The sequence below is a fragment of the Lentzea chajnantorensis genome, from assembly GCF_054300775.1.
Genome location: NZ_JBSDZT010000002.1, coordinates 168,449 through 191,238 on the forward strand (window position 1 = coordinate 168,449; position 22,790 = coordinate 191,238).

Here is a 22,790-nt window from a genome sequence, read left to right on the forward strand (position 1 = left end):
AACTCACCCCTTGACGGCGCCGGAGGTCAGGCCGGCGACGATCCGGCGCTGGAAGAACAACACGAAGAGGATGATCGGGATGGTGATCACGACGGCGGCCGCCGCGATCGACCCGGCCGGGTCCTCGAACTGCGAGCTGCCGGTGAAGAACGACAGCGCCACCGGCACGGTCCGCGACTGCTCGGTCGAGGTGAGCGAGATCGCGAAGAGGAAGTCGTTCCAGCAGAAGATGAACACCAGGATCGCCGTCGTGAACACGCCCGGCGCGGCCAGCGGCGCGATGACGCGACGGAACGCCTGCCCCGGCGTCGCACCGTCCATCTTGGCCGCCTTCTCGGCTTCCCAGGGGATCTCGCGGAAGAACGCCGACAGGGTGTAGATCGCGAGCGGCAGCGCGAACGTGATGTACGGCAGGATCAGGCCGGGCCACGTGTCGAAGAGGCCGAGCGAGCGCTCGATCTCGAACAACGGCGACACGAGCGAGACCTGCGGGAACATCGCGATCAGCAGCGAGACGCCGACCAGCAGGTTCTTCCCGGGGAAGTCGAGCCGGGCGATGGCGTAGGCGGCCATGGTGCCGAACACCACGGCGATCGCGGTCGCGATGAGCGCGATGCCGATGGAGTTGATCAGCGCCCGCGTGAACTCGGACGTCGAGAAGATGTTGCGGTAGTTCTCCAGACTCCACTCGCGCGGGATGAAGTTGCCGTCCGCCAGCGTCGCCGACGACTTGAACGACAACGACACGATCCACAGCACCGGCAACAGCGCGTAGATCACCACGACGGCGTTGAGCAGGCCCCAGCCGACCTTCTTGCCGGTGGTCTCCGCTCCTCCGATTCCAGCCATCAGCGCTTCCCCCCGTCGTCACTGCCGGGGGCAGCGGTGCCGAAGAGCTTGATGAACACGAACGCGATGATCGCGACCATGATGAAGATCAGCACGGACATGGTCGATCCGATGCCGAGGTTCAAGCCCTTGATCAGGTTGTTGTAGGTCAGCATCGACACCGACGACGTGCCCTGCGAGCCCGCGGTGAGCACGAAGAGGTTGTCGAAGATGCGGAACGCGTCGAGCGTGCGGAACAGCAGTGCCACCAGGATCGCCGGCTTCATGATCGGCACGGTGATCTTGATGAACCGCTGCCACCCGCTCGCGCCGTCCATCGCGGCGGCCTTGAGCAGGTCGTCCGGCACCAGTGCCAGACCGGCCATCAGCAGCAGGGCCATGAACGGCGTGGTCTTCCAGATCTCCGCGAGGCCCACGACCATGAGCGCGGGGATCTTCTCGGTCAGCACCGGCTCACCGCCGAGGGCCTCCGCGAGGTAGCCGGTGCCGGGCGTCCAGGCGAAGCGCCAGGAGAACGCGGCCACGACCGTCACGATGCCGTACGGGATCAACGTCGTCGTGCGGACGATGCCCCGGCCGACCAGCGCGCGGTGCATGATCAGGGCGAGCGACATGCCCAGCACCAGCTCGATCGCGACCGTGACGACGGTCAGCACGACCGTCACCCACACCGCGTTCCACCAGTACGGGCTGCTGAGCACGGCGACGTAGTTGTCGAACCACACCCATTCGGTGCGGTCGGGGAACTTCAGGTCGAACTTCTGCATCGACAGCAGCAGCGAGTAGAGGATCGGCCAGCCGGTCACCGCGACCATGGTGAGCGCGGCCGGCGCGCAGAGCAGCCAGCCGAGCCTGCGCTCGGCCTTCTTGCCCTCGCTGAGCGCCACCTTCTTCTTGGGAGCGACGGGCTCCGCTGTCGCTGCCCCGGTCTTCTCCGCAGTCGCGTGGCTCACGGCAGCACCCCCTTGGAGTCGAGTGCGTCCTGGAGTTCCTGGCGCAGCCGGTCACCGGTCGCCTTGGGGTCGATGCTCGCCGGCGGCGACAGGACCGTGGCGATCACGGTCGACGCGTTCTGGTAGGCGGGCGTGCGCGGCCGCACACTCGCGTTCTTCAGCGTCTCCTTGATGGTGTCGCGCATCGGGTACGCCTCGGCCATCTCGGGCTCGTCGTAGACGGCCTCGATGGTCGGCGGCACACCGTCCTTGAGCGCGGCGAGCTTCTGGTTCTCCGCGCTGCGCAGGCACAGCACCGCGTCGAACGACTCGTCCGGGTGCCTGGTGTACGCGCTGACGGCGAAGTTGATGCCACCGACGGTGACCTTCGACTTGTCACCGCCGAACGCGGGGTACGGCGCCCACTTGAAGTTCTTCGCGAAGTCCGGCTTCTTCTGCGCCGCCGCGTAGACGTACGGCCAGTTGAGCTGGAACGCGGCGTTGCCGTTCTCCATGGCCAGGCGCGCGTTGTCCTCCGCGGCGTTGGAGAACGACGGGTCGATCGCCTTGGACGTGGCGAGCTTCTTCAGCGCCGCCAACGCTTCCACGGCCTTGTCGTCGACCACGGCCTTGGTGCCGCTCTCGTCGATGATCTTGCCACCGTTGGAGTTGACCAGGGTGTTGTACAGCACGACGAGCCCCTCGTACTGCTTGCCCTGCCCCACGATCCGGCCGGGTTTGCCCTGTGCGACCAGGTCCTCGGCCATCGTGATCATCTCGTCCCACGTCGTCGGCGCCTTCGGCACGAGGTCCGAGCGGTACCAGAGGAGCTGGACGTTCGTGTTGTCCGGGGCCGCGTAGAGCTTGCCCTCGTAGGTGGCGGTCTCCAGCGGCGTCCTCAGCGTGCCGCTCTCCACCTGCGACTTGACGGACCCGGTGAACTCCTTGAGCCAGCCCGCCTCCGCGAGCTCGGCCGTCCACGTGACGTCAAGACCGAGGACGTCCATGCTGTCGTCCTCGGCGGCGAGTCTGCGCACCATCTGCTCGCGCTGACCGTCCGCTTCCCGCGGCAGCTTGTTGTAGACGATCTTGTAGCGCCCCGCGGCCTTGGCATTGCAGTTGTCGACGATCGCCTGGAAGTTCTCCTGGGGGTATTTGTAGACGTTGACGGTGATGCCGTCGTCGCTCGACCCGCACGCCGTGACGGTTGATGCCGCGAGCAACGCGACCCCCACACCGGCGGCGAGTCGATGGCGTCGGTTCGCACCCATCGGCCCTGCCTCCTTCCCGACTGCACGGAGGAGCCAGACCGCAATGCCCGGCACCTCGTCGTGCCACCGGCCGCACCCGGCGGACCGGTGCACCGAACCTAGGCCTGGTGATCAGGAGCCGCAACCAAGAGAGGCAACGATTCAGAACCAATAGCTGTTCTTCATGTCTCAACAGCTAGGGGTTTGAAGGGCGCATGGCCAGCCTGGCCAGCAGGTCACGGCCCTTCTCCGCCGATTTCGGGTGGCACAGCACGTCGTACCGCCCTGCCACCAGCTGGCTCGCCGACTGGAAGTCCCGCTTGCCCCGCGCCGACCCGTAGCCGACCGCGGCGAACACGAGCCCGAAGAACACACCGGTGATCAGACCCGTGAGCACCGGCCCGACCGTCACCCCCGGTTCCGGGCTGAAGAGGGTCAGCAGCAGGCCGACGAACAGACCGAACCACGCACCGCTGGCGGCACCGGTCATGAGGACGCGCCCCCAGGTGAGCTTCCCGGTGACCCGCTCGACCAGCATCAGGTCCACGCCGACGATCGTCACGTCCTGCACCGGGAAGTCCTCGAGCGCCAGGAAGTCGACCGCCCGCTGCGCCTCCTCGTAGGTGGCGTACGACCCGACCGGCCACCCCGTCGGCGGCGTGGGCAGGCGTGGCGGGACACCGGGTCGGTTCGGGTTGGCGAACGGACTCGTCACAGGGGACCACCTCTGTCGGACGCGCTGATCGTCCCATCCTGCCAGTGCCCGGTGCGCCGTGCTGAGACGCCTACGGGTGTTTTGCCGGATTGCTCCACTGACCGCAACGCCCACAGCGCGCTACTCGAACCAGACGACGAACCTGTGCTCGGCGGGACGCGGCGCATCTCTCCGCCACGGCGGAGAGGATCTTGACGATCCCGAAGTCGAGCGGGCCGGCAAGCGCATCGTGAAACGCTAGCTCCCCCGTGATCGACTTTCCGTCAACGACCACCTCTCCTCCTGCTTCGAAGGACGCCTTGCTCATCGAGCCGTCCCTCAGACGTAGAAGCTTCCCCGGTTGATGATCCGACGACTTCCCACACGATCCGTGGGCCACTTGCCGCCCTCGAACCTAGGCGAAGACCAGCCCGAACCGGTGCACGAACGCACGGTGGGCGCGCGCGTAGGCGTCCTTGCCCGCCCCCACCCGCTCCCGCTCCTCCTCGATCACCGCGGCGGCCTTGCCGAGGTCGCCGTCGACGACGTGGGTGATCGCCAGCGTGCGCGGCCGGTCGAAGCCGAGCAGCGAGCGGTCAGCGCCGGGTGGTCACCGCGGCCGCGGGAGGCAGGGTGTGCGGGGGTTCGTCGGTGACCCAGGCGTACTCGATGGCGGACAACCGGCCGTTGGCGACCCACAGCAGCAGTTCGCCGATGTGCTCGCCGTTCGAGTGCACCTCGGCGCTGACCGGCAGCACGCCGTCGGGCACGTCAGCAGCGGGGCCGGAGGTGTCGAGGTCGAGGCTGGCCGATCCGTCGTACCACGGTGCGCGCACCTGGACGTGGTCGAGCTGGGCGTGCAGGCCGGGGAAGTCGGTGAGCAGGAGAGCCAGCAGTTCGCGTTCGGACGGGGCCAGTGGGCGCGGGTGGGCCGGGAGGTGGCGCAGGAGCTCGGCGGCGAGCAGGCGGAGCTCGGCCCACTGCGCGGCAGTGGGCAGTGAGGTGACGTGCCACACCGGGCCGGGGCCGCTCATCGTCTCCAGCAGGGTGTCGATGCGGTCGACGAACGGGCCGGCGGCCGGCGGGACCGGGTGCCGGCGGACGTCGTCGAACTCCAGGGCGAGCTCGTCGGTGGACGGAGCGGTGCCGATCGACTCCAGATGAGCGCGCTGGGCGGAGGCGGGCAGGGCGAGGCGGCGGGTCGGGCCGGCCAGGGGGTGCGTCATGAGGTCACCAGAGCATCGTCGAACGTGTGGTTCGAGTGTGGACCTGCGGGCAACCGGGTTTCAGTGCGGCACGGGCGGAGGAACGTCGTCAGCTCCGGCGGCACCTCGTCGAGGTGTTCGGTGAGCTGCCACAGGACCCGGCCACCGCCGGGGTGTTCGACGGCACGACGGGGTGCGGTGGCGAGAACCCGTTGCACGCCAACGAGCGCGGCGACCTGGCGCAGTCCCGGTGCGGGCCGGACGGGGAGCGTCAGGGGCCACTCCCGTGAAGGAGCGACCCCCAACGGGCTAACCCCGGCTCTGGTACTCCCGCAGCAGACCCCGGGAGATGATCGTCTTCTGGATCTCCGAGGTGCCCTCGCCGATCAGCAGGAACGGCGCCTCGCGCATCAGGCGCTCGATCTCGTACTCCTTGGAGTAGCCGTAGCCGCCGTGGATGCGGAACGCCTCCTGCGTCACCTCCGCGCAGTACTCCGAGGCGATGAGCTTGGCCATGCCGGCCTCGACGTCGTTGCGCTGACCGGAGTCCTTCAGGCGCGCCGCGTTGACCATCATCAGGTGCGCCGCCTCGACCTTGGTGGCCATCTCGGCGAGCTTGAACGCGATGGCCTGGTGCTCGGCGATGGCCTTGCCGAACGTCCTGCGCTGCTGCGAGTACTCGATCGCGAGCTCGAAGGCGCGGAGCGCGATGCCGCACGCGCGGGCGGCCACGTTCACGCGGCCCACCTCGACGCCGTCCATCATGTGCCGGAAGCCCTGGCCGGTGGCGCCGCCGAGGACCTGGTCGGCGGAGATCTCGAAGCCGTCGAACACCATCTCGGTGGTGTCGACGCCCTTGTAGCCCATCTTGTCGATCTTGCCGGGGATCGTGAGGCCGGGCAGGACCTCCCCGTAGCCCTCCGGCTTCTCCACCAGGAACGTCGTGAGGTTCTGGTGCGGCTTGTCCGCGCCCTCGTCGGTCTTCACGAGCACGGCGGTCAGGTTCGACGTGCCGCCGTTGGTCAGCCACATCTTCTGGCCGTTGATCGTGTAGCCGTCCGCGCCCTTGACGGCCTTCGTGCGGATCGCGGCCACGTCCGAGCCCAGCTCGGGCTCCGACATCGAGAACGAGCCGCGCACCTCGCCCGCGGCCATCCGCGGCAGGTACTTCTCCTTCTGCTCCTGCGTGCCGTGCTGCTTGAGCATGTGCGCCACGATGAAGTGGGTGTTGATGACACCGGAGACGCTCATCCAGCCGCGCGCGATCTGCTCGACGACGAGCGCGTAGGTCAGCAGCGACTCGCCGAGCCCGCCGAACTCCTCCGGGATCGTCAGGCCGAACAGGCCCATCTCCTTCATGCCCTCGACGATGTCGGCGGGGTAGGTGTCGCCGTGCTCCAGCGCCTGCGCGTGCGGGATGATCTCCTTGTCCACGAACGTGCGAACGGTCGCGAGGATTTCTTCCTGGATGTCCGTGAGACCCGCGGTCTGGGCGAGGCGCGCCATCGCACTTCCCTTCCGAAGCAAGAGTTACCGGCGAGTATGGACCGGTTAACGCTCGTTCGCGACCGTGGTGTGCTCTCCGCAACACAGCCATGGCGGCTGTACCGAAACAGCTTCCCCAACAGGTGTGATCGCGCACCCATGCGCGGCGAATGAACAGTGCGGACTTAAGATCCCGCCTCACCACACCTAGGGGGACCAGCGATGACCTACGACCCGTACAACCCGAAGCAGGACCCGTACGGCCAGCAGCCCGGCCAGCCCTACGGCCAGCAACCCGGCCCGTACGGCGCGCAGCCGATGTACGGCTACGGCTACCCGCCGCCCGTGCCGAAGCCGCAGACGAACGCGATCCTCGCGCTCGTGCTGTCCTGCGTGGGCATCGCGACCTGCGGCGTGACGTCCATCATCGGCGTCATCTTCGGCCACATCGCGATGGGGCGGATCAAGCGGGGCGAGGAGGACGGCCGCGGCCTGGCGCTCGCGGGCCTCATCGTCGGGTACCTGGTGATCGCCGGTTATCTGCTGTACTTCGCGATCGTCATCATCGCGATCATCGCGGCGGCCAAGCAGGGCAGCACGTACTAGCGGTGAGCTCAGCCCGCGAGGGCGATCTCCAGCGCACCACCGCAGTGGCGGCACACGTCGGCGAACACGTGGACGTCGGCATCGCATCCAGGGCAGCTGCGGAAGCTGCGCTCGAGCAGGTCGTCCTCGCGGCGCTTGAAGAGCCGCAGGCGCCTGCCCGCCTTGCCGTTACTCGAACGTGACATGCCCCAGAGCATGCACCCGCACCGGGGCGAGATCGCAAACCCCGGTCACGGATTGTGCGTCACCTCACCCGTTTTGAACGCAACCCGTGACGGTCGGCCACGTCCAGTGACATCAGGGGTGAAATGGCGCACAACCCGTGACGGAACTCAGTCCTCCGGGGGCGTCCACACGTTCGCACGCGACATGCCCGCGGCGCGTCCCTTGCCGGAGATCACGAGCGCCATCTTCCGCGACGCCTCGTCGATCATCTCGTCGCCGAGCATCACGGCGCCGCGCTTCCCGCCCGCCTCGGACGTGTAGTACTCGTAGGCGTCGAGGATGTTCTCGGCGTGGTCGTAGTCGTCCTGCTTGGGGCTGAAGACCTCGTTGGCCGCCTCGATCTGGCCGGGGTGCAGCACCCACTTGCCGTCGAAGCCCAGTGCCGCGGACCGGCCGGCGACGCGCTTGTAGCCCTCGACGTCGCGGATCTGCAGGTACGGGCCGTCGATGGCCTGCTTGTCGTGGGCCCGCGCGGCCATCAGGATCCGCATCAGGATGTAGTGGTAGGCGTCGCCCACGTCGTAGCCGGGCGGCTGCTCGCCGACGACCAGCGACTTCATGTTGATCGACGCCATGAAGTCCGCGGGGCCGAAGATGATCGTCTCGACGCGCGGGGACGCGGTGGCGATCGCGTTGACGTTGTTGAGACCCAGGGCGTTCTCGATCTGCGCCTCGATGCCGATCTTGCCGACCTCGTGGCCCATGGTCTTCTCGATCTGGGTGAGCAGGAGGTCGAGCGCCACGACCTGCTCCGGCGTCTGGACCTTCGGCAGCATGATGCAGTCGAGGTTCGCACCCGCGCCCTCGACGACCTCGGTGACGTCGCGGTAGGTCCACTCCGTCGTCCAGTCGTTGACGCGCACGACACGGGCCTTGCCGTCCCAGCCGCCCTCGTTGAGGGACGCGACGATGGTCTTGCGGGCGTCCGGCTTGGCCAGGGGCGCGCAGGCGTCCTCCAGGTCCAGGAACACCTGGTCCGCCGGCAGCGTGCGGGCCTTGTCGATCATCTTCTGGCTCGAGCCGGGGACCGCCAGACACGAGCGACGGGGACGCTGCTGGTCGACCACTGGAGTACCTCCTCGTACCGGCCGGTAACTATGTGGGCCACAGTGGCACGCATCGCTGCGGGGCGCATGTCCGCTGAGTCCCGTCTCACAGCCCCTGGCAGTCTGAACCGGTGGAGATCACGCGCATCCTCGACGCGGCGCTGCGGAAAGCGGCCGCCGTGTGGATCACCTCACCCGGCCGCGAACCGAAGCTGGTGCACGCCCACTGGCGCGACGACGCGTTGTGGGTGATCACCGGCGGCACGGAACAGCAGGTGCCCGGACTGGCCGACGGCGCCGAGGTCACCGTCACCGTCCGCTCCCCCAGCACGCACTCGCACCTCGTCGACGCGCAGGCCACGGCCCGGCTCGTGGAACCGGACGACGAGACGGCCCAGGCGCTGAAGACCGCGCGGCTCAACACGAAACCCGAGTGGGACGCGGTGTACCGGCTGGAGTTCGGCGCGTGATCACCGTGCCGGAGGGCTTCGGGCTCGAGCTCGGCGAGGGCGCGCCGGAGTGGGTCGCGAAGCTGCCTTCACTGGCCACGAAGGCGTGCGCGCGCTGGCGGCTCACCCCGGACGGCGCGCTGATGAACGGGTTCTGCGCCGTCGTGCTCCCGGTGCGCCGGCCGGACGGGCACCCGGCCGTGCTGAAGCTGACGTGGGTCGACCGCGAGACCGAGCACGAGCCGATCGCGTTGCGGCTCTACGACGGCAACGGCGCGGTTCGCTTGCTCGGCCACGACGCGGAGCTGGGCGCGTTGCTGCTGGAACGCCTCGACCAGCACTCGCTCGACGACGAACCGATCGACCTCGCCGTCGGCGTGATCGGTGATCTGCTGCGCCGCCACCGGCACCTCGAAGCGCCTGCGAACTTCCGCCGGTTCACGGACACGCTGAAGGAGCACCCGGCCGTTCCCCGCAGGCTGCTCGACGCGGCCAGGGAGGCGGGCACCCGGCCGATGGGCACGACGCTCGTCAACGAGGACCTGCACTACCGGAACGTGCTGCGCGGCGACCGGGAACCGTGGCTCATGATCGACCCGAAGCCGCTGTCCGGTGACCCCGAGTACTGCATGATCCCGTTGCTGTGGAACAGGTTCGGCGAGCTGGACGGGCGCAGGGGGCTGACCGGCCGGTTCCTCGCGCTGTGCGACGCGGGCGAGCTGGACGTGGCGAAGGCCCGCGACTGGACGTTGCAGCGCGCGGTGGCGAACTGGATCTGGTGCCTGGAGGAGGACCTGCCGGACCAAGCGGCCATCTGCGCCGAGATCGCCGAGTGGGCGGTCAGGTCCTGATCTAGGCTCGCTGTCGTGGTGGCTGTGAACAGGGTCTACATCGCGCAGTTGGCCGGACTCCCCGTCTTCGGCCCCGATGGCGAACCCATCGGCAAGGCCAGGGACGTCGTGATCAGCCTCCGCATCGACCGGCAGCCACCGCGGGTGCTCGGGATGGTCGTCGAGCTCGCCACCCGCCGGCGGATCTTCGTGCCGATGCTGCGGGTCACCACGGTCGAGCCGAACGCGGTGACGCTCGCGACCGGGTCGGTGAACCTGCGGCCGTTCCACCAGCGGGTCAACGAGGTCCTGGTGATCGGCGAGGTGCTGGACGCCACGGTGGAGCTGGAGGACGGTTCGTCCGCGACCGTCACCGACGCCGCGATGGAGCTGACCCGCACCCGTGACTGGCGGATGGTCAAGGTCGCGGTCCGCCGGCGCTCCGGACGCCTCGGCCGGCGCGGACCGGTGCAGGTGTGGCGGTGGGAGGACGTCAGCGGTCTGAGCGTGAACCAGCTCGCCGGCCAGCCGCAGGGTGCGCAGCAGCTCGTCGCGGTGTTCGAGGGCATGCGCGCGGCCGACGTGGCCCACGCCCTCCACGAGCTGCCGCCCAAGCGCCGCCACGAGGTCGCGGACGCCCTCGACGACGAACGGCTCGCGGACGTCATCGAGGAACTGTCCGAAGAGGACCAGAAGGACGTCCTGTCGCACCTGGACGAGGAACGCGCCGCGGACGTCCTGGAGGCGATGAACCCGGACGACGCGGCCGACCTGCTCGCCGAGCTGTCCGAGGTGACGAAGGACCGGCTGCTCGACCTCATGGAACCCGAGGAGTCCGAACCGGTCCGCCGCCTGCTGGAGTACTCGTTCGACACCGCGGGCGGTCTGATGACGCCGGAACCGATCATCCTGACGCCGGACGCGACGATCGCGGAGGCGCTGGCACGGGTGCGCAACCCCGACCTCACGCCGGCGCTGGCGTCGATGGTCTTCGTCTGCCGCTCCCCCTCCGCGACGCCGACGGGCCGCTACCTCGGCTGCGTGCACATCCAGCGGCTGCTGCGCGAACCACCGTTCGACCTCGTCGCCGGCGTGCTCGACACCGACCTGGCCCGGTTGTCGCCGAACGCCTCGCTGAGCGACGTGACCCGTTACTTCGCCACCTACAACCTGGTGTGCGCACCGGTGATCGACGACACCGAGCACCTGCTCGGCGCGGTCACCGTCGACGACGTGCTGGACCACCTGCTGCCGGACAACTGGCGCGAGACGGGACTGAGCCATGCCTGAAGTACTGCCCCGCCGCAGGCTCGACCAGCCGCGCGAACCGAGGGGTTTCCGGTTCTCGATCGACCCCGACACGTTCGGACAGCTCTCCGAGCGGCTCGCGCGCTTCCTCGGCACCGGCAAGTTCCTGTTCTGGCAGACGCTGATCGTCGTCGTCTGGATCACGGTGAACCTCGTCGCGGTGTCGTTGCGGTGGGACCCGTACCCGTTCATCCTGCTGAACCTGGCGTTCTCGACCCAGGCCGCCTACGCCGCACCGCTGATCCTGCTCGCGCAGAACCGGCAGGACGACCGGGACCGGGTGTCGCTGGAGGAGGACCGCAAGCGGGCGGCGCAGACGAAGGCGGACACCGAGTACCTGGCGCGCGAACTGGCCGCGGTGCGACTGGCCCTCGGCGAGGTGGCGACGCGCGACTTCATCCGCGGTGAGCTGGAGAAGCTGGTGAAGGAGCAGGACAACCGCAAGAAGGTCAGGCCGTGACGGCCGACCGGGACCAGCCGCTGCTCACGGCCTGACGTGCCCGGCCTCGACCAGGTCGGCCAGCACGTCGTGGATCGCGGGTGCCGTCTCGGCGTGCGCGCGGTACTCGTCGCGGGTGACGTAGGTGAGCTCGGCGATCTCGCTCGTCGGCTGCGGTGTGCCGAGCAGCTCCGCCGTGAAGCAGGTCATGTCGACGATCGCGCCCTCTCCCTCGCCGTACGCGGGGGCGACGTAGCGCTGAAGCACCTCGGGGCGGTCGAGGTCGGTGCCGAGCTCCTCGCGGACCTCCCTGCGCAGCGCCTCGGCCGGGGTCTCGCCGGGCTCGATCTTGCCGCCGGGGAGGTAGAAGGCCTTCTTGTTGCGTGAGCGCACAACGAGGAGGCGGCCGACCTCGACGTGCACGAGTCCCACGACGGTGATCACGGGAAGACGTCGTCCGCGGCCAGCCGGTCGCAGGTGCGTCCGAAGGCCTCCAGCTCACCGGGTCCGAAGCTCTCGCCGAAGTGCTCGGCGACGCCCGCCAGGTGGGTGGTGGAGGCGCTGCGGAGGCGTTCGGCACCGAGCGGTGTGAGCACGGCCACGATGCCGCGTCCGTCACCGTCGGCGCGTTCCCGCCCGACGAGCCCCGCGCGTTCCAGCCGGTCCACGAGCCGGGTCACGCCGGAGCGGGACAGCAGGACGGCGTCGGCGAGCTCGGTCATGCGCATGCGCGTGGAGGGCGACTCGGCCAGTTGAACCAGCACGTCGTACGCCGCGAGAGAAAGGCGCTGCTCAGCAATCAGTTCGGTCTCGAGGACCCGCGTGATCCGTGCATGCGCGCGGAGGAACGATCGCCACACCCCGAGCTCGACGCGGGTGGGCAATCGGGAACTACCCGATTCCGGCACGGACGTCGATGTTACGGACAGCGCTCCTCCCGCTACGACCTGGGCCTGCGCTGGAAAGTGACCGGCCGGTAGGACGGGCGTGAACCGGACGTAGCATGGATCGGTGACCACCACGCAGCCCCTCCCCACCGCGGAGGACGTCCGCAAGGCGCTCTCCGGTGTGCAGGACCCCGAAATCCGCCGTCCGATCACCGAGATCGGCATGGTCAAGGACGTCGAGGTGGCCGCGGACGGCTCGGTCGTGGTCGGGGTCTACCTGACGGTCGCCGGCTGCCCGATGCGCGACAAGATCACCGCCGACGTCACCGCGGCCGTGTCCGCGCTGGAAGGCGTCTCGTCGGTGCGCGTCGACCTCGACGTGATGAGCGACGCCCAGCGCACCGAGCTGCGCAAGACCCTGCGCGGCGGCACCGAGGAACCGGTCATCCCGTTCGCTCAGCCCGGCTCGCTGACCCGCGTGTACTGCGTCGCGTCCGGCAAGGGCGGTGTCGGCAAGTCCTCGGTCACCGTGAACCTGGCCGTCGCCATGGCCGCGCGCGGCCTGTCCGTCGGCATCGTCGACGCCGACATCTACGGCCACTCGATCCCCCGCATGCTCGGCGCGGACGGCCGTCCCACCCAGGTCGAGAAGATGATCATGCCGCCGCAGGCGCACGGCGTGAAGGTCATCTCGATCGGCATGTTCACCCCCGGCAACACCCCGGTGGTGTGGCGCGGCCCGATGCTGCACCGCGCGCTGCAGCAGTTCCTGGCCGACGTGTTCTGGGGCGACCTCGACGTCCTGCTCCTCGACCTCCCGCCGGGCACCGGTGACGTGGCCATCTCCGTGGCCCAGCTCGTGCCGAACGCCGAGATCCTGGTCGTCACGACCCCGCAGACCGCCGCCGCCGAGGTGGCCGAACGCGCCGGTTCCATCGCGTTGCAGACCCGGCAGCGGGTCGCGGGCGTGATCGAGAACATGTCGTGGCTGGAGATGCCCGACGGCTCCCGCATGGAGGTCTTCGGCGCGGGCGGCGGTGCGGCCGTCGCCGAGTCGCTGACCCGTGCGGTGGGCTCCGACGTGCCGTTGCTCGGCCAGATCCCGTTGGACCCGCGGCTGCGGGAGAACGGTGACGCGGGCACCCCGATCGTGCAGGCCGTGCCGGACTCGGCGGCCGCGCAGGTCCTCACCGAGGTGGCGACGAAGCTCTCGGTCCGCTCCCGCGGCCTGGCCGGCCGCCTGCTGAACGTCTCACCCGCCGGGCGGTAGCAGAACGAGGACGAGGGGCCCCGCGTCACCGGTCCGGTGACGCGGGGCCCCTCGTTCGTTCTCGGGTCAGGTGGCGTCCGGGTCGAACGGCGGGCGTTCGCCGGGGGCCAGAGGGCGCTGCTCAGGGGTGGGAGGAGTGGGCGGCGTCGGGTAGCCGTTCGCCTTCGTCGTCGGCTCCGGGTCGTCGAAGAGGTGCTTCGTCACCGCGCGCTTCGGGTCGAAGTTGCGCAGCTCCCGCAGGTCCTCCAGGGGTTTGCGGAGCTGTTCGAACTCCGGCCCCATCTCCTGCTTGAGCTGCTCGCGTGCGCCGGTCGCGTACTCACGGACCTGGCGGACCGTCTTGCCCAGCCAGGCCGCCGCGGACGGCAGGCGTTCGGGGCCCAGGATGAAGAGACCCGCGACGACGATGATGAGGATCTCGACCCATCCGATGCTGTCGAACACGGGTCCCAGCCTACTTGTCAGTCGGACTTGAGCGTGACGTCGATTTTCAGCTCACGGCCCTGCCGCGCCAGCACGACCTGCACGGTTTCGCCGATTTCGTGTTCCCTGACCGCTACGACCAGTTCGGCGGCGTTGCGGACCATCCGGTCGCCGACCTTCGTGATGACGTCGCCCTCCTGGATGCCGGCGGTGGCCGCGGCCCCACCGGCGGGGACGTTCTGCACCTGGGCGCCCTCGGAGGTCTCGGCGGAGACCGACTTGACGTTGACGTTCATGTCGGCGTGCTTGACCGAGCCGCTGCGGATGAGCTCCTGGCCGATCTTGCGGGCCTGGTTGCCGGAGATGGCGAAGCCGAGGCCGACCGAACCGCCGGTCTCGGTGCGGATCGACGAGTTGATGCCGACGAGGGCACCGCGCGAGTCGACCAGTGCGCCACCGGAGTTGCCGGGGTTGATGGCCGCGTCGGTCTGGATGGCGTCGTAGGTGACCTGGGGGCCGCCGTTCTCGCCCGCGGCGGTCACGGGGCGGTGCAGCGCGGAGACGATGCCCTCGGTGACGGTGTTCGACAGCTGCAGCGGCGAGCCGACGGCGATCACGGAGTCACCGACCTGGAGCTCGTCGGAGTTGCCGAACTGCAGCACCGTCGGGTTCGTCACCTCGACCTTGATGACGGCGAGGTCGGTCTTCGGGTCGCGGCCCACGACGCGGGCCGCGGCGCGGGTGCCGTCGGTGAACACGGCGCTCAGCTTCGCCGAGGAGTCCGCGGCGGCGGGGGCGACGACGTGGTCGTTGGTGAGGATGTAGCCGCCGCTCTCGATGACGACGCCGGAACCGACGCCCGCGACGTTCGCACCCTTGAACTCGATGGAGACGACGCTCGGGGTCACGCGCTTGGCGATGTCGGACACCGAACCGGCCGGGCGTTCCTTGCCCTCCGAGACCTCGGCGAGGGTGACCGTCGAGTCGGTCAGCGGGTTGCCGGCGCGCCCGATCAGCCAGCCGACGAGGCCGCCGACGGAACCGACCAACAGGGCGGCGACCATCAGCAGGGCGAGGGCGGTGGGCTTCACGCGGCGGCCGAACAGCAGCTCGGGGACGCTCAGCTGGGGACCGGGCTCCTGGGCCTTCTCCGGCTCTCCCGGCGGGTCCTCGCCCACGGCGGGCGGGCCGATGACGGCACCGGCGGCGGGGTCGCGCCACGGGTCGGCGGCGGGCTTGCCGTCCCAGAAGACCGGGTCGACGTCGGGGTCGGGCGTGCTGTGCGGCTGGTGGCCGGGCGGGCGCTGCAACAGCTCACCGGAGCCCTGGCGGCCGAACGCGGTGGCCAGCGACTCGGGTGGCGGTGGCGCGGACTGCACCTGGGGAACCTGCACGGTGCGCGCGGCGAACGCGCCGTCGACACCGGCGGGGCGGCCGAAGGCGGTGGCGTGGGTGGGGTCGACCGGCGGCTGCACGAGCGGTCGCGGGCGCAGCCTGCGGTGTGCTCCGTCGTCCACTCCGGACACAGGTGTGGGCGTCTGGCCGTTGGGCGACTGCTGGCTCATCTCTCCCCGAGTTTTCCGCTAGGAGTGCTGAACCACAGCCTGCCTGACGAGCGGTGAAATAGCTGTCAGCGGGTGCCGACGAGCGCGCCGGTCAGGTCCTGGTGGATCAAGGGCGCCGGCTGCGCGGGCAGCTTCGGCTCGCCGTCCGGGGTGGCGAACGCGAGCGCGCCGAGCAGCATGCCGCTCACGACGACGCCCGCTCCCTGGCGGGCCCTGCGGCCGGTGAACCAGCCCTGGCTGCCCAGCGGCTTGGACGACCCCAGCACGGGACCGGAGCCGAACGCGGGCTTGTCGGTGCGCTGAACGGCGACGAACTGGCCGTCCTCGGTGATCGCGAGCCCGTCCGGTGCGGACGGCAGCTCGACCTCCTGCGGGATGGCGCCGAGCCGGTCGAGCAGCGAGGCCGACGCCGTAGGCGCCGACGCGGTGCGCACGGCTGCGCGCGCCTGCTGCTGCGTGTAGGTCTCGAACGCGCAGAAGCCGCAGCGCTGGATGTGCGCAGAGGCTCGCTCGTGTGCGACCGAGGACAGCTCTCCGTCCACGAACGCGACCACGGCATCCGGCAACAGGTGCTGCTCAGGCAGGCTCCAACCACGGAGGTCGGTCATGCAGAGTCCTCCAGCAACGATTCCCGACGACGGCGTTCCAAAGCGACCTTCAGGGCCTGGCGGCCCCGGTGGATCCTGCTCCTCACGGTACCCATCTTCACCCCGAGAGTGGCGCCGATCTCCTCGTAGGAGAGTCCTTCCACGTCACAGAGCACGACGGCGGCCCTGAACTCCGGGGGAGCTCGTCGAGCGCGGCCTGCAGGTCCGGGTCGAGGTGGTTCTCGTCGTAGATCTCCTCGGGGGACAGGTCGTCACCCTCGAGGCGGTCGTTGTCCTCGGGCAGCGCCTCCATGCGCACGCGGCTGCGCCGGCGTGCCATGTCCAGGAAGAGGTTGGTGGTGATGCGGTGCAGCCACCCCTCGAAGGTGCCCGGCTTGTACGACGCCAGGGAGCGGAAGACGCGGATGAACGTCTCCTGCGTGAGGTCCTCGGCGTCGTGCTGGTTGCCGGTCAGGCGGTACGCGAGCCGGTAGACCCTGTCCGCGTGCTCGCGGACAATGCTGTCCCACGAGGGCGGCGTCCAGTCGGCCGTCTCGATGGGCGCGACGGCCTCCGGCGAACTCGACTGCGTGCGCATCAGGTGTTTCGGCACCTCCATGTGGGCCGCCCGGCGACCCTTGTGCGGCTCAACGGACGGCGGGTCCGGCTTGTTCCCGACCAGAGCCTGGCTTCTTGCCCCTGTACCTTCTCCCGCGCGGTTTAAACGATCGTGAGAGCTGGCTGAGAGCACCCTGAGAATCTCGGTTCGGGCGGCGTTCACCCGTTTTGGGCACAAGTGGCACTAGCCTTCGTCCTTGTGACACCGGAATCGGCCCTGCGGGAGTACGTCGAGCAGTACCTCCCCGAGGACGACGTGCACCTCGCCGCGCGCGCACGCGGTGAGGAACTGGGCTGCGTGCCCATCGGCGCGGGTGGCGGAGCCGCTCTCAGGTTCCTCGCGGCCGCCCTGCAGGCGAAGGCCGTCGTCGAGATCGGCACCGGCGCCGGCACCAGCGGCCTCTACCTGCTGTCGGGGATGCCGAGGTCCGGCGTGCTGACGTCCATCGACGTCGCCCCCGAACACCAGCGCGCCGCCCGCGAGGCGTACGCCGCCGCCGGCATCTCACCGTCGCGGACCCGCCTGATCATGGGCAAGGCCCTGGAGGTCCTCCCCCGTCTCACCGACGCGGCCTACGACCTCGTCTTCGTCGACGCGTACAAGCCCGAGTACCCGCAGTACCTCGAACACGGGGTGCGGATGCTGCGGCCCGGCGGCGTCATCGCGTTCGACAACGTCCTCTGGCACGGCAAGGTCGTCGACCCGAAGGTCAAGGACGAGTCGACCCTGGCCATGCGCGAGATCGCGCGCTCGTGCCGGGAGGACCCGCGCCTCGTTCCAGTCATCCTGCCGCTGGGCGACGGCCTCCTGGTCGCCGCCCGCCGCCCCTAGGACGGTCACGCGGGGCCCCGCGTGCCCTTCAGGGGAACGCGGGACTCCCGCGTGACCCTGGAGAGGGGAACGTGGGGTCCCCGCGTGACCCTGGAGGGGAACGCGGGACTCCCGCGTGCCTTCTGGAGGGGAACGCGGGGCCCTTTCGTGCGCTCCTGTCGCACGCGGGGACCTTTCGTGCGATCCGCGCGTGCGCGGGTTATCGGCGCATGCAAGGGGTGTGTAAGAGAAGAGGGGTGTGGGCTAGTAGGCGCGGACGCCCTTGCCTAGGACTGTGACGCCGCCTGCTGAGACGGTGTAGCGCTCGCGGTCCATCGGGGCGTCCACGCCGATCAGCGCGCCGTCGGGCACCACGACGTTCTTGTCCAAGATCGCCCGCCGGACCACCGCGCCCTTGCCGATCCGCACGCCCGGCAGCAGCACCGAGCCCTGCACGACCGAGCCGACCTCGACCACCACGTCCGACGAGATCACCGAGCCGTGGATCTTGCCGGAGATGATCGCGCCGGGGCCGACCATCGAGTCCTCAGCGGACCCTCCCGCGATGAACTTGGCCGGCGGCAGCGGCGGCGTCGCCGTGCGGATGGGCCACAGCTGGTTGTAGAGGTTGAAGATCGGGTGGACGGAGACCAGGTCCATGTGGGCGTCGTAGTAGGCGTCGATCGTCCCCACGTCGCGCCAGTAGCCGCGGTCGCGGTCGGTCGCGCCGGGCACCTCGTTGTCCTGGAAGTCGTAGACGTGCGCTTTGCCGCGGTCGACGAGCATCGGGATGATGTCGCCGCCCATGTCGTGGTCGGAGTCCGGGTTCAACGCGTCCCCGCGCAGCGCGTCGAGCAGCGCCTCGGTCGTGAAGACGTAGTTGCCCATCGACGCGAACGTCACGTCCGGGTCGTCCGGCACGTGCGGCGGCTCCGACGGCTTCTCCAGGAAGCGGGTGATCTTGCCGGAGGCGTCGGAGTCGATGCAGCCGAACGCCTTGGCCTCGGTCCGCGGCACGCGGATGCCGGCGACGGTCACCGCGGCACCCGACTCGACGTGCTGCGAGATCATCTGGCCGGGGTCCATCCGGTACACGTGGTCCGCGCCGAAGATCACGACGTGGTCCGGCTTCTCGTCGTGGACGAGGTTCAGCGACTGGAAGATCGCGTCGGCCGAGCCGGTGTACCAGCGCGGGCCCAGGCGTTGCTGGGCCGGGACCGGCGTCACGTACTGACCGAGCACATTGGACAGGCGCCACGTCGTCGAGATGTGGCGGTCCAGTGAGTGCGACTTGTACTGCGTCAGCACGCAGAGCTTCGCGAGCCCGGCGTTGACCAGGTTCGACAGCACGAAGTCGACCAGCCGGTAGTTGCCCCCGAAGGGCACGGCCGGTTTCGCGCGGTCTGCCGTCAGTGGCCACAGGCGCTTGCCTTCACCACCGGCAAGCACAATTCCGAGGACGTGCGGCTGCCCCTTCACAACACGTGACCCTATCCGGGCGATCGTCCGCGAACCAGACGCAAAGCAGTTCGTCCCACCGTGTCGCGCTGTGATCTACGGTGGGTGCGTGCGAGTTGCGCTCATGACGCGGGAGTACCCGCCGGAGGTCTACGGCGGCGCTGGTGTGCACGTGGGATTCCTCGTGCCGCACCTCAGAGAGCTGGTCGATGTCGACGTGCATTGTTTCGGGGCGCCCAGGGGAGACGCCACGGCGCACAACCCTCCCCATTCTTTGGAGCACGCAAACGCGGCGTTGACCACACTTGCCGTCGACCTCGAAATGGCGGCGGCGGTGTCCACGGCGAACCTCGTGCACTCGCACACCTGGTACGCCAACATGGGCGGCCACCTCGCGAAGCTGCTGCACGGGGTGCCGCACGTGGTGACCGCGCATTCGCTGGAGCCGCGCCGGCCGTGGAAGGCCGAACAGCTCGGCGGCGGGTACCGGATCTCGTCGTGGGCGGAACGCACCGCCTACGAGCACGCCGACGCGGTCATCGCGGTGAGCGAGGGCATGCGCGCGGACGTCCTGGACGCCTACCCGGCGCTGGACCCCGCGAAGGTCCACGTCGTCCGCAACGGGATCGACTCCGTCGCCTACCACCCGGTCGCCGAGACGGACGCCCTGACGTCCCGTGGGATCGATCCCACGAAGCCGATCGTCGCTTTCGTGGGGAGGATCACCCGGCAGAAGGGCGTCGGGCACCTCGTCGCCGCTGCGCACCAGATCTCGCCGGAGGCGCAGATCGTGCTGTGCGCGGGCGCGCCGGACACCCCGGAGATCGCCGAGGAGACCCGGCTCGCGGTGAGCGAGCTCGCGGCGGCACGCGAGGGCGTGTTCTGGATCCAGAAGATGCTGCAGCCCGCGGAGGTCCGGCAGATCCTCAGCCACGCGACGGTGTTCGTGTGCCCGTCGGTCTACGAGCCGCTCGGCATCGTGAACCTGGAGGCGATGGCGTGCGGCACGGCGGTCGTGGCCTCCGACGTCGGCGGCATCCCCGAGGTCGTCGCGGACGGTGAGACCGGGCTCCTGGTTCACTACGACGAGCACGACCCGTCGACCTACCGGCTGCAGTTGAGTGAGGCGATCAACTCGCTCATCGCCGACCCGGAGCGGGCCAAGCGGTTCGGCGCGGCTGGCCGCAAGCGGGCTGAGCAGGAATTCTCCTGGGCCGCGATGGCGGAGCAGACGGTCGAGGTCTACCGCAGTGTGATTTGAGCCACACACGTCCGGGGCAACCCTGAAGTGTGAACGCCGCCTTTAACCAGTAGTGACTTTTGGTTCCAACTGGTGAGGGGCGCGAGGACTGTGCGTTGTGCGGTGCTGGGTCTGGCGGTCGTCCTGGCGGCGGCCGGATGTGCGTCAGCACCGAAGGCGGCCCCGCCCGCTCCCACGCTCACGGTCGACGGCAAGAAGCTCGCCGGCGCCTCCGACCTGCAGTCGGAGGCCGAGGCGCAGATCTCGTTCACGCTGGAGTACGGCTACGTGGCACGGGCGGGTGCCGCGGCGGTCAGCTGCTGGTTCGCCAAGACCGGCGTCGACTCCGAGGTGGACCGGCGGCTGTGGTGCGGCCCGGTGCAGGTGCCCGGCACCGGCGCCTCGACCGACTGGGTGCCCGTGCCGCTCAAGGAGGTCGGCAAGACCGACGACGAGGTCCGCTTCGAGGTCCAGTCGCCGCAGGTGCCCGAGAGCGGCAACCGCAGTTCCCCGGTGGGCACGCTGATCCGCACCGACGGCAAGCAGTTCGACCCGGCCAAGCAGCAGGACCTGACCGCGGGCAGGGACTTCCTCGCCGTGCTGCCCGACGACGGCAAGCGGTCGAACTCCGACCTCGGGCTCGGCAACGTCGACGTGCGGGTGCGCGACGACCTGCTCTCCACGGCCGTGACCGGCTGGGCGAACCCGGACCTGTGGCACACCTCCGACGGCACCGTGCGCGCAGAGCCGGGTTCCCGGCTGCGCGTGCTGCGGATGAAGGTCGAGAAGCTCAACGAGACCGACAGCGGCTACCTGCGCACCAACTGGCAGGGCTTCGCCCCGCAGCCCTCCGAGCTCGCGCTGGAGCTGCCCGGCAAGCGCCAGGTGCTGCCGCAGGACCGCCTGCCGGCCAACGGTTCGGTGTTCGTCGTCTACACCGTGCCCGACCCGCAGGCCGGCACCGAGACGCTCGCGCTGGGCACGCTCGGCGCCAAGTCGCTGGAGCAGCGGGTCGAGGTCCCGTCCGGCAAGCGCGCCGAGAACCCGCCCGCCGTGCTGCTGCGCGCGGCCGGTCCGGCGCAGTTCGCCGAGCAGACGCAGAAGTTCCGGCTCGGCGGCAACGCCATGGGCATGAAGGTCACCGGCGTCAAGCTCGGCCGGCAGCGCCCGGTGAAGCTCGGTCCGAGCCAGTACGACGTCGCCACGGCCTCCGCGCCCGACAAGGCGCTGCTGGAGGTCCGGCTGGAGGCCACCGGTGACGTGCCGGACACCGCGGGCGGCCTGCTGACGAAGGACCTGGTCACGGTGACCCTGCCGGACGGTTCGGCGGCACCGCAGGTCGGTGCCCGCTACGACGGCGGCCCGCTGCCGTTCGCGGTCGTGGTGGAGATCCCGGCGGACACCCGCTCGGTCTCGGTGGGGCTGGTCGACGGCAACCCCGACCTGCCCCGGCTCGGCAAGGTCGCGCTGATGCCGGTCGACGCGCGCCTCACGCTCGCGCTGGAGTTCTGAGCGAGCATCGCGGCGAGCGCCAGCCAGCCCACGACCACGGCGACCAGCCCGCCCCAGCCCCACTCGCCGAACGCCGTGCTGCCCGCCGTTCCGCCGACGCTGCTGCCCACGTAGAAGCCGAGCAGGTACAGCCCGGACGCCTGGCCGCGGGCGTGTTCCGGAGCGCGCGCACCGACCCAGGCGCTGGCCGTGGCGTGCGCGGCGAAGAACCCGCCGGTGACGACCGCCAGCCCGAGCGGCACCCACACCAGGCTCGCGAGCGCGCCCAGCGCGAGGACCCCGATGCACGCGAGCAGCACCCTGCCGCGGCCGAACCGGTCGGAGAACCGGCCCGCGAACGCCGACGCCACGCTGCCGACGCCGTAGAAGAGGAAGACCAGCGACTCGATCCACGTCGGCCCGCCGAGCTGGAAGCCGACGACGTTGTAGAACGAGATGAACGACCCGACCAGCAGCACCGACACCGCGTAGAGCGACAGCAGCACCGGGTCGCGCAGCGCCGCCTTCAACGCCCGCGGCGCCCGCTTCGGCCGGGTGCGCGCCGGCGGCAGGAAGAACACCACCACGGCAGCAGCCACCAGCCCGAACATCCCCGCCGCCAGCAGCGAGCCGCGCCACCCCAGCCAGTCCGCGGTCAGTCCGGACGCGAGCCGGCCGAGCATGCCGCCCGCGCTGTTGCCCGCGATCATCGCGCCCATCGCCGCGCCGAGGCCGCCGCCGCCGTCGAGCTCGTCGGCCAGGTACGCCATGGCCGCGGCGGGCACCCCGGCCACCGCCGCGCCCTGCAGCACGCGCAGCACCAGGAACACGTCGTAGTTCGGCGCGAACGGCAGCGCGAGCCCGACCAACCCGGCCAGCAGCACGCTCGCGACGATCACCGGCCGCCGCCCGATCCGTTCGGACAGCGCCGCGACCGGCACGACCACCAGCGCGAGCGCCAGCGTGGACGCCGAGATCGCCAGCGACGCACCGCCCGGCCCGAGCCCGTACTCGTCCGCGATCAGCGGCAGCAGCGGCTGCGGCGCGTACAGCAGCGCGAAGCTCGCGAGTCCGGACGCGGCGATGGACGCGGTCAGCCTGGTCATGCTTCCGACGCTAAAG

24 protein-coding genes and 1 pseudogene are annotated in these 22,790 nt (G+C 69.9%); 9 read left to right on the forward strand and 16 right to left on the reverse strand.

Features of this window, described 5'->3' with window-relative positions; genetic code table 11:
- Positions 1-3: 3 nt before the first annotated feature.
- The 5 genes from ACVDFE_RS01170 to ACVDFE_RS01190 all read right to left on the reverse strand — a co-directional run bounded on the left by ACVDFE_RS01170 (position 4) and on the right by ACVDFE_RS01190 (position 4,951).
- The gene (locus tag ACVDFE_RS01170) at positions 4-849 is read right to left on the reverse strand and encodes a carbohydrate ABC transporter permease (RefSeq protein ID WP_458429291.1); all 846 of its coding nucleotides are present in this window, start codon (positions 847-849) and stop codon (positions 4-6) included.
- A complete protein-coding gene (locus ACVDFE_RS01175; protein WP_360386262.1) occupies positions 849-1,802 on the reverse strand; it encodes a carbohydrate ABC transporter permease in 954 nt (317 codons plus the stop codon). Before ACVDFE_RS01175 ends, ACVDFE_RS01170 begins: the two co-directional genes overlap by 1 nt.
- Complete coding sequence (locus ACVDFE_RS01180) at positions 1,799-3,052, reverse strand: ABC transporter substrate-binding protein (protein ID WP_360386260.1); 1,254 nt, start codon at positions 3,050-3,052, stop codon at positions 1,799-1,801. The genes ACVDFE_RS01175 and ACVDFE_RS01180 overlap by 4 nt, the downstream gene beginning before the upstream one ends.
- Positions 3,053-3,227: 175 nt before the next feature.
- Positions 3,228-3,746, reverse strand: a complete 519-nt coding sequence (locus ACVDFE_RS01185; protein WP_360386258.1) for a general stress protein — start codon at positions 3,744-3,746, stop codon at positions 3,228-3,230.
- 575 nt (positions 3,747-4,321) lie between these two features.
- Complete coding sequence (locus ACVDFE_RS01190) at positions 4,322-4,951, reverse strand: hypothetical protein (protein ID WP_458429292.1); 630 nt, start codon at positions 4,949-4,951, stop codon at positions 4,322-4,324.
- Between the two features lie 26 nt (positions 4,952-4,977).
- Here ACVDFE_RS01190 and ACVDFE_RS01195 point away from each other — a divergent pair, with 26 nt between their 5' ends.
- Complete coding sequence (locus tag ACVDFE_RS01195; RefSeq protein ID WP_458429293.1) at positions 4,978-5,220, forward strand: hypothetical protein; 243 nt, start codon at positions 4,978-4,980, stop codon at positions 5,218-5,220.
- A 19-nt stretch (positions 5,221-5,239) separates the two neighbouring features.
- Here the strand turns inward: ACVDFE_RS01195 and ACVDFE_RS01200 are convergent, their stop codons facing one another.
- Entirely contained in the window at positions 5,240-6,436 is a 1,197-nt protein-coding gene (locus ACVDFE_RS01200; protein ID WP_360386246.1) for an acyl-CoA dehydrogenase family protein, read from the reverse strand.
- 201 nt (positions 6,437-6,637) lie between these two features.
- On the opposite strand from ACVDFE_RS01200, the gene ACVDFE_RS01205 reads away from it, so the two are divergent.
- Positions 6,638-7,021 (forward strand): DUF4190 domain-containing protein, encoded by a 384-nt coding sequence (locus ACVDFE_RS01205; protein ID WP_458429294.1) that lies wholly within the window; start codon positions 6,638-6,640, stop codon positions 7,019-7,021.
- An 8-nt stretch (positions 7,022-7,029) separates the two neighbouring features.
- Here the strand turns inward: ACVDFE_RS01205 and ACVDFE_RS01210 are convergent, their stop codons facing one another.
- Together ACVDFE_RS01210 and ACVDFE_RS01215 are read right to left on the reverse strand one after the other, a co-directional pair.
- Positions 7,030-7,206 carry a hypothetical protein gene (locus tag ACVDFE_RS01210; RefSeq protein ID WP_360386241.1) on the reverse strand — a complete coding sequence of 59 codons (177 nt, stop codon included), beginning with the start codon at positions 7,204-7,206 and terminating at the stop codon, positions 7,030-7,032.
- Positions 7,207-7,353: 147 nt separating this feature from the next.
- The gene (locus tag ACVDFE_RS01215) at positions 7,354-8,313 is read right to left on the reverse strand and encodes an HpcH/HpaI aldolase/citrate lyase family protein (RefSeq protein WP_360386239.1); all 960 of its coding nucleotides are present in this window, start codon (positions 8,311-8,313) and stop codon (positions 7,354-7,356) included.
- A 110-nt stretch (positions 8,314-8,423) separates the two neighbouring features.
- Here ACVDFE_RS01215 and ACVDFE_RS01220 point away from each other — a divergent pair, with 110 nt between their 5' ends.
- Genes ACVDFE_RS01220 through ACVDFE_RS01235 form a run of 4 tightly spaced genes read left to right on the forward strand, consistent with a single transcriptional unit; the run spans position 8,424 to position 11,339 of the window.
- A complete protein-coding gene (locus tag ACVDFE_RS01220; protein ID WP_360386237.1) occupies positions 8,424-8,762 on the forward strand; it encodes a hypothetical protein in 339 nt (112 codons plus the stop codon).
- Positions 8,759-9,592, forward strand: a complete 834-nt coding sequence (locus tag ACVDFE_RS01225) for an aminoglycoside phosphotransferase family protein (RefSeq protein WP_360386234.1) — start codon at positions 8,759-8,761, stop codon at positions 9,590-9,592. The genes ACVDFE_RS01220 and ACVDFE_RS01225 overlap by 4 nt, the downstream gene beginning before the upstream one ends.
- Positions 9,593-9,607: 15 nt before the next feature.
- Positions 9,608-10,861 (forward strand): magnesium transporter MgtE N-terminal domain-containing protein, encoded by a 1,254-nt coding sequence (locus ACVDFE_RS01230; RefSeq protein WP_360386232.1) that lies wholly within the window; start codon positions 9,608-9,610, stop codon positions 10,859-10,861.
- Positions 10,854-11,339 (forward strand): DUF1003 domain-containing protein, encoded by a 486-nt coding sequence (locus tag ACVDFE_RS01235; protein ID WP_360386229.1) that lies wholly within the window; start codon positions 10,854-10,856, stop codon positions 11,337-11,339. The genes ACVDFE_RS01230 and ACVDFE_RS01235 overlap by 8 nt, the downstream gene beginning before the upstream one ends.
- Positions 11,340-11,363: 24 nt before the next feature.
- Here ACVDFE_RS01235 and ACVDFE_RS01240 read toward each other — a convergent pair whose 3' ends face one another.
- The gene (locus tag ACVDFE_RS01240) at positions 11,364-11,762 is read right to left on the reverse strand and encodes an NUDIX hydrolase (protein WP_458429295.1); all 399 of its coding nucleotides are present in this window, start codon (positions 11,760-11,762) and stop codon (positions 11,364-11,366) included.
- Positions 11,759-12,226: a MarR family winged helix-turn-helix transcriptional regulator gene (locus ACVDFE_RS01245; protein ID WP_360386224.1), complete on the reverse strand. Its 468-nt coding sequence runs from the start codon at positions 12,224-12,226 to the stop codon at positions 11,759-11,761. The genes ACVDFE_RS01240 and ACVDFE_RS01245 overlap by 4 nt, the downstream gene beginning before the upstream one ends.
- A gap of 103 nt (positions 12,227-12,329) precedes the next feature.
- Here ACVDFE_RS01245 and ACVDFE_RS01250 point away from each other — a divergent pair, with 103 nt between their 5' ends.
- Positions 12,330-13,475, forward strand: coding sequence for an Mrp/NBP35 family ATP-binding protein (locus ACVDFE_RS01250; RefSeq protein WP_360386221.1), 1,146 nt, complete (start codon positions 12,330-12,332; stop codon positions 13,473-13,475).
- 66 nt (positions 13,476-13,541) lie between these two features.
- Here the strand turns inward: ACVDFE_RS01250 and tatB are convergent, their stop codons facing one another.
- From tatB to sigE, 4 genes and pseudogenes are all read right to left on the reverse strand, one after another.
- Complete coding sequence (gene tatB / locus ACVDFE_RS01255) at positions 13,542-13,919, reverse strand: Sec-independent protein translocase protein TatB (protein ID WP_360386219.1); 378 nt, start codon at positions 13,917-13,919, stop codon at positions 13,542-13,544.
- 17 nt (positions 13,920-13,936) lie between these two features.
- Positions 13,937-15,463 (reverse strand): S1C family serine protease, encoded by a 1,527-nt coding sequence (locus tag ACVDFE_RS01260; protein WP_360386217.1) that lies wholly within the window; start codon positions 15,461-15,463, stop codon positions 13,937-13,939.
- Between the two features lie 65 nt (positions 15,464-15,528).
- Positions 15,529-16,071 carry an anti-sigma factor gene (locus ACVDFE_RS01265; protein WP_360386214.1) on the reverse strand — a complete coding sequence of 181 codons (543 nt, stop codon included), beginning with the start codon at positions 16,069-16,071 and terminating at the stop codon, positions 15,529-15,531.
- Positions 16,068-16,648, reverse strand: a pseudogene (gene sigE, locus ACVDFE_RS01270) (RNA polymerase sigma factor SigE). Before sigE ends, ACVDFE_RS01265 begins: the two are co-directional and overlap by 4 nt.
- A 219-nt stretch (positions 16,649-16,867) precedes the next feature.
- Between sigE and ACVDFE_RS01275 the strand changes: the two are divergent.
- A complete protein-coding gene (locus ACVDFE_RS01275; protein WP_360386211.1) occupies positions 16,868-17,500 on the forward strand; it encodes an O-methyltransferase in 633 nt (210 codons plus the stop codon).
- Between the two features lie 243 nt (positions 17,501-17,743).
- On the opposite strand, the gene glgC is transcribed toward ACVDFE_RS01275, so the two are convergent.
- Complete coding sequence (gene glgC / locus ACVDFE_RS01280; RefSeq protein WP_360386208.1) at positions 17,744-18,958, reverse strand: glucose-1-phosphate adenylyltransferase; 1,215 nt, start codon at positions 18,956-18,958, stop codon at positions 17,744-17,746.
- A gap of 88 nt (positions 18,959-19,046) precedes the next feature.
- On the opposite strand from glgC, the gene glgA reads away from it, so the two are divergent.
- Entirely contained in the window at positions 19,047-20,198 is a 1,152-nt protein-coding gene (gene glgA, locus ACVDFE_RS01285) for a glycogen synthase (protein ID WP_360386206.1), read from the forward strand.
- A 1,328-nt stretch (positions 20,199-21,526) separates the two neighbouring features.
- Here the strand turns inward: glgA and ACVDFE_RS01290 are convergent.
- Entirely contained in the window at positions 21,527-22,774 is a 1,248-nt protein-coding gene (locus tag ACVDFE_RS01290) for an MFS transporter (protein WP_458429296.1), read from the reverse strand.
- Positions 22,775-22,790 lie beyond the last annotated feature (16 nt).

Excerpts from the sequence above, each read along its gene's own strand:
- ACVDFE_RS01170 (WP_458429291.1), bottom strand. The coding sequence starts at position 849 with ATGGCTGGAATCGGAGGAGCGGAGACCACCGGCAAGAAGGTCGGCTGG.
- ACVDFE_RS01180 (WP_360386260.1), bottom strand. The coding sequence starts at position 3,052 with ATGGGTGCGAACCGACGCCATCGACTCGCCGCCGGTGTGGGGGTCGCG.
- ACVDFE_RS01190 (WP_458429292.1), bottom strand. The coding sequence starts at position 4,951 with ATGACGCACCCCCTGGCCGGCCCGACCCGCCGCCTCGCCCTGCCCGCC.
- ACVDFE_RS01200 (WP_360386246.1), bottom strand. The coding sequence starts at position 6,436 with ATGGCGCGCCTCGCCCAGACCGCGGGTCTCACGGACATCCAGGAAGAA.
- ACVDFE_RS01205 (WP_458429294.1), top strand. The coding sequence starts at position 6,638 with ATGACCTACGACCCGTACAACCCGAAGCAGGACCCGTACGGCCAGCAG.
- ACVDFE_RS01210 (WP_360386241.1), bottom strand. The coding sequence starts at position 7,206 with ATGTCACGTTCGAGTAACGGCAAGGCGGGCAGGCGCCTGCGGCTCTTC.
- ACVDFE_RS01235 (WP_360386229.1), top strand. The coding sequence starts at position 10,854 with ATGCCTGAAGTACTGCCCCGCCGCAGGCTCGACCAGCCGCGCGAACCG.
- ACVDFE_RS01260 (WP_360386217.1), bottom strand. The coding sequence starts at position 15,463 with ATGAGCCAGCAGTCGCCCAACGGCCAGACGCCCACACCTGTGTCCGGA.
- ACVDFE_RS01265 (WP_360386214.1), bottom strand. The coding sequence starts at position 16,071 with ATGACCGACCTCCGTGGTTGGAGCCTGCCTGAGCAGCACCTGTTGCCG.
- ACVDFE_RS01290 (WP_458429296.1), bottom strand. The coding sequence starts at position 22,774 with ATGACCAGGCTGACCGCGTCCATCGCCGCGTCCGGACTCGCGAGCTTC.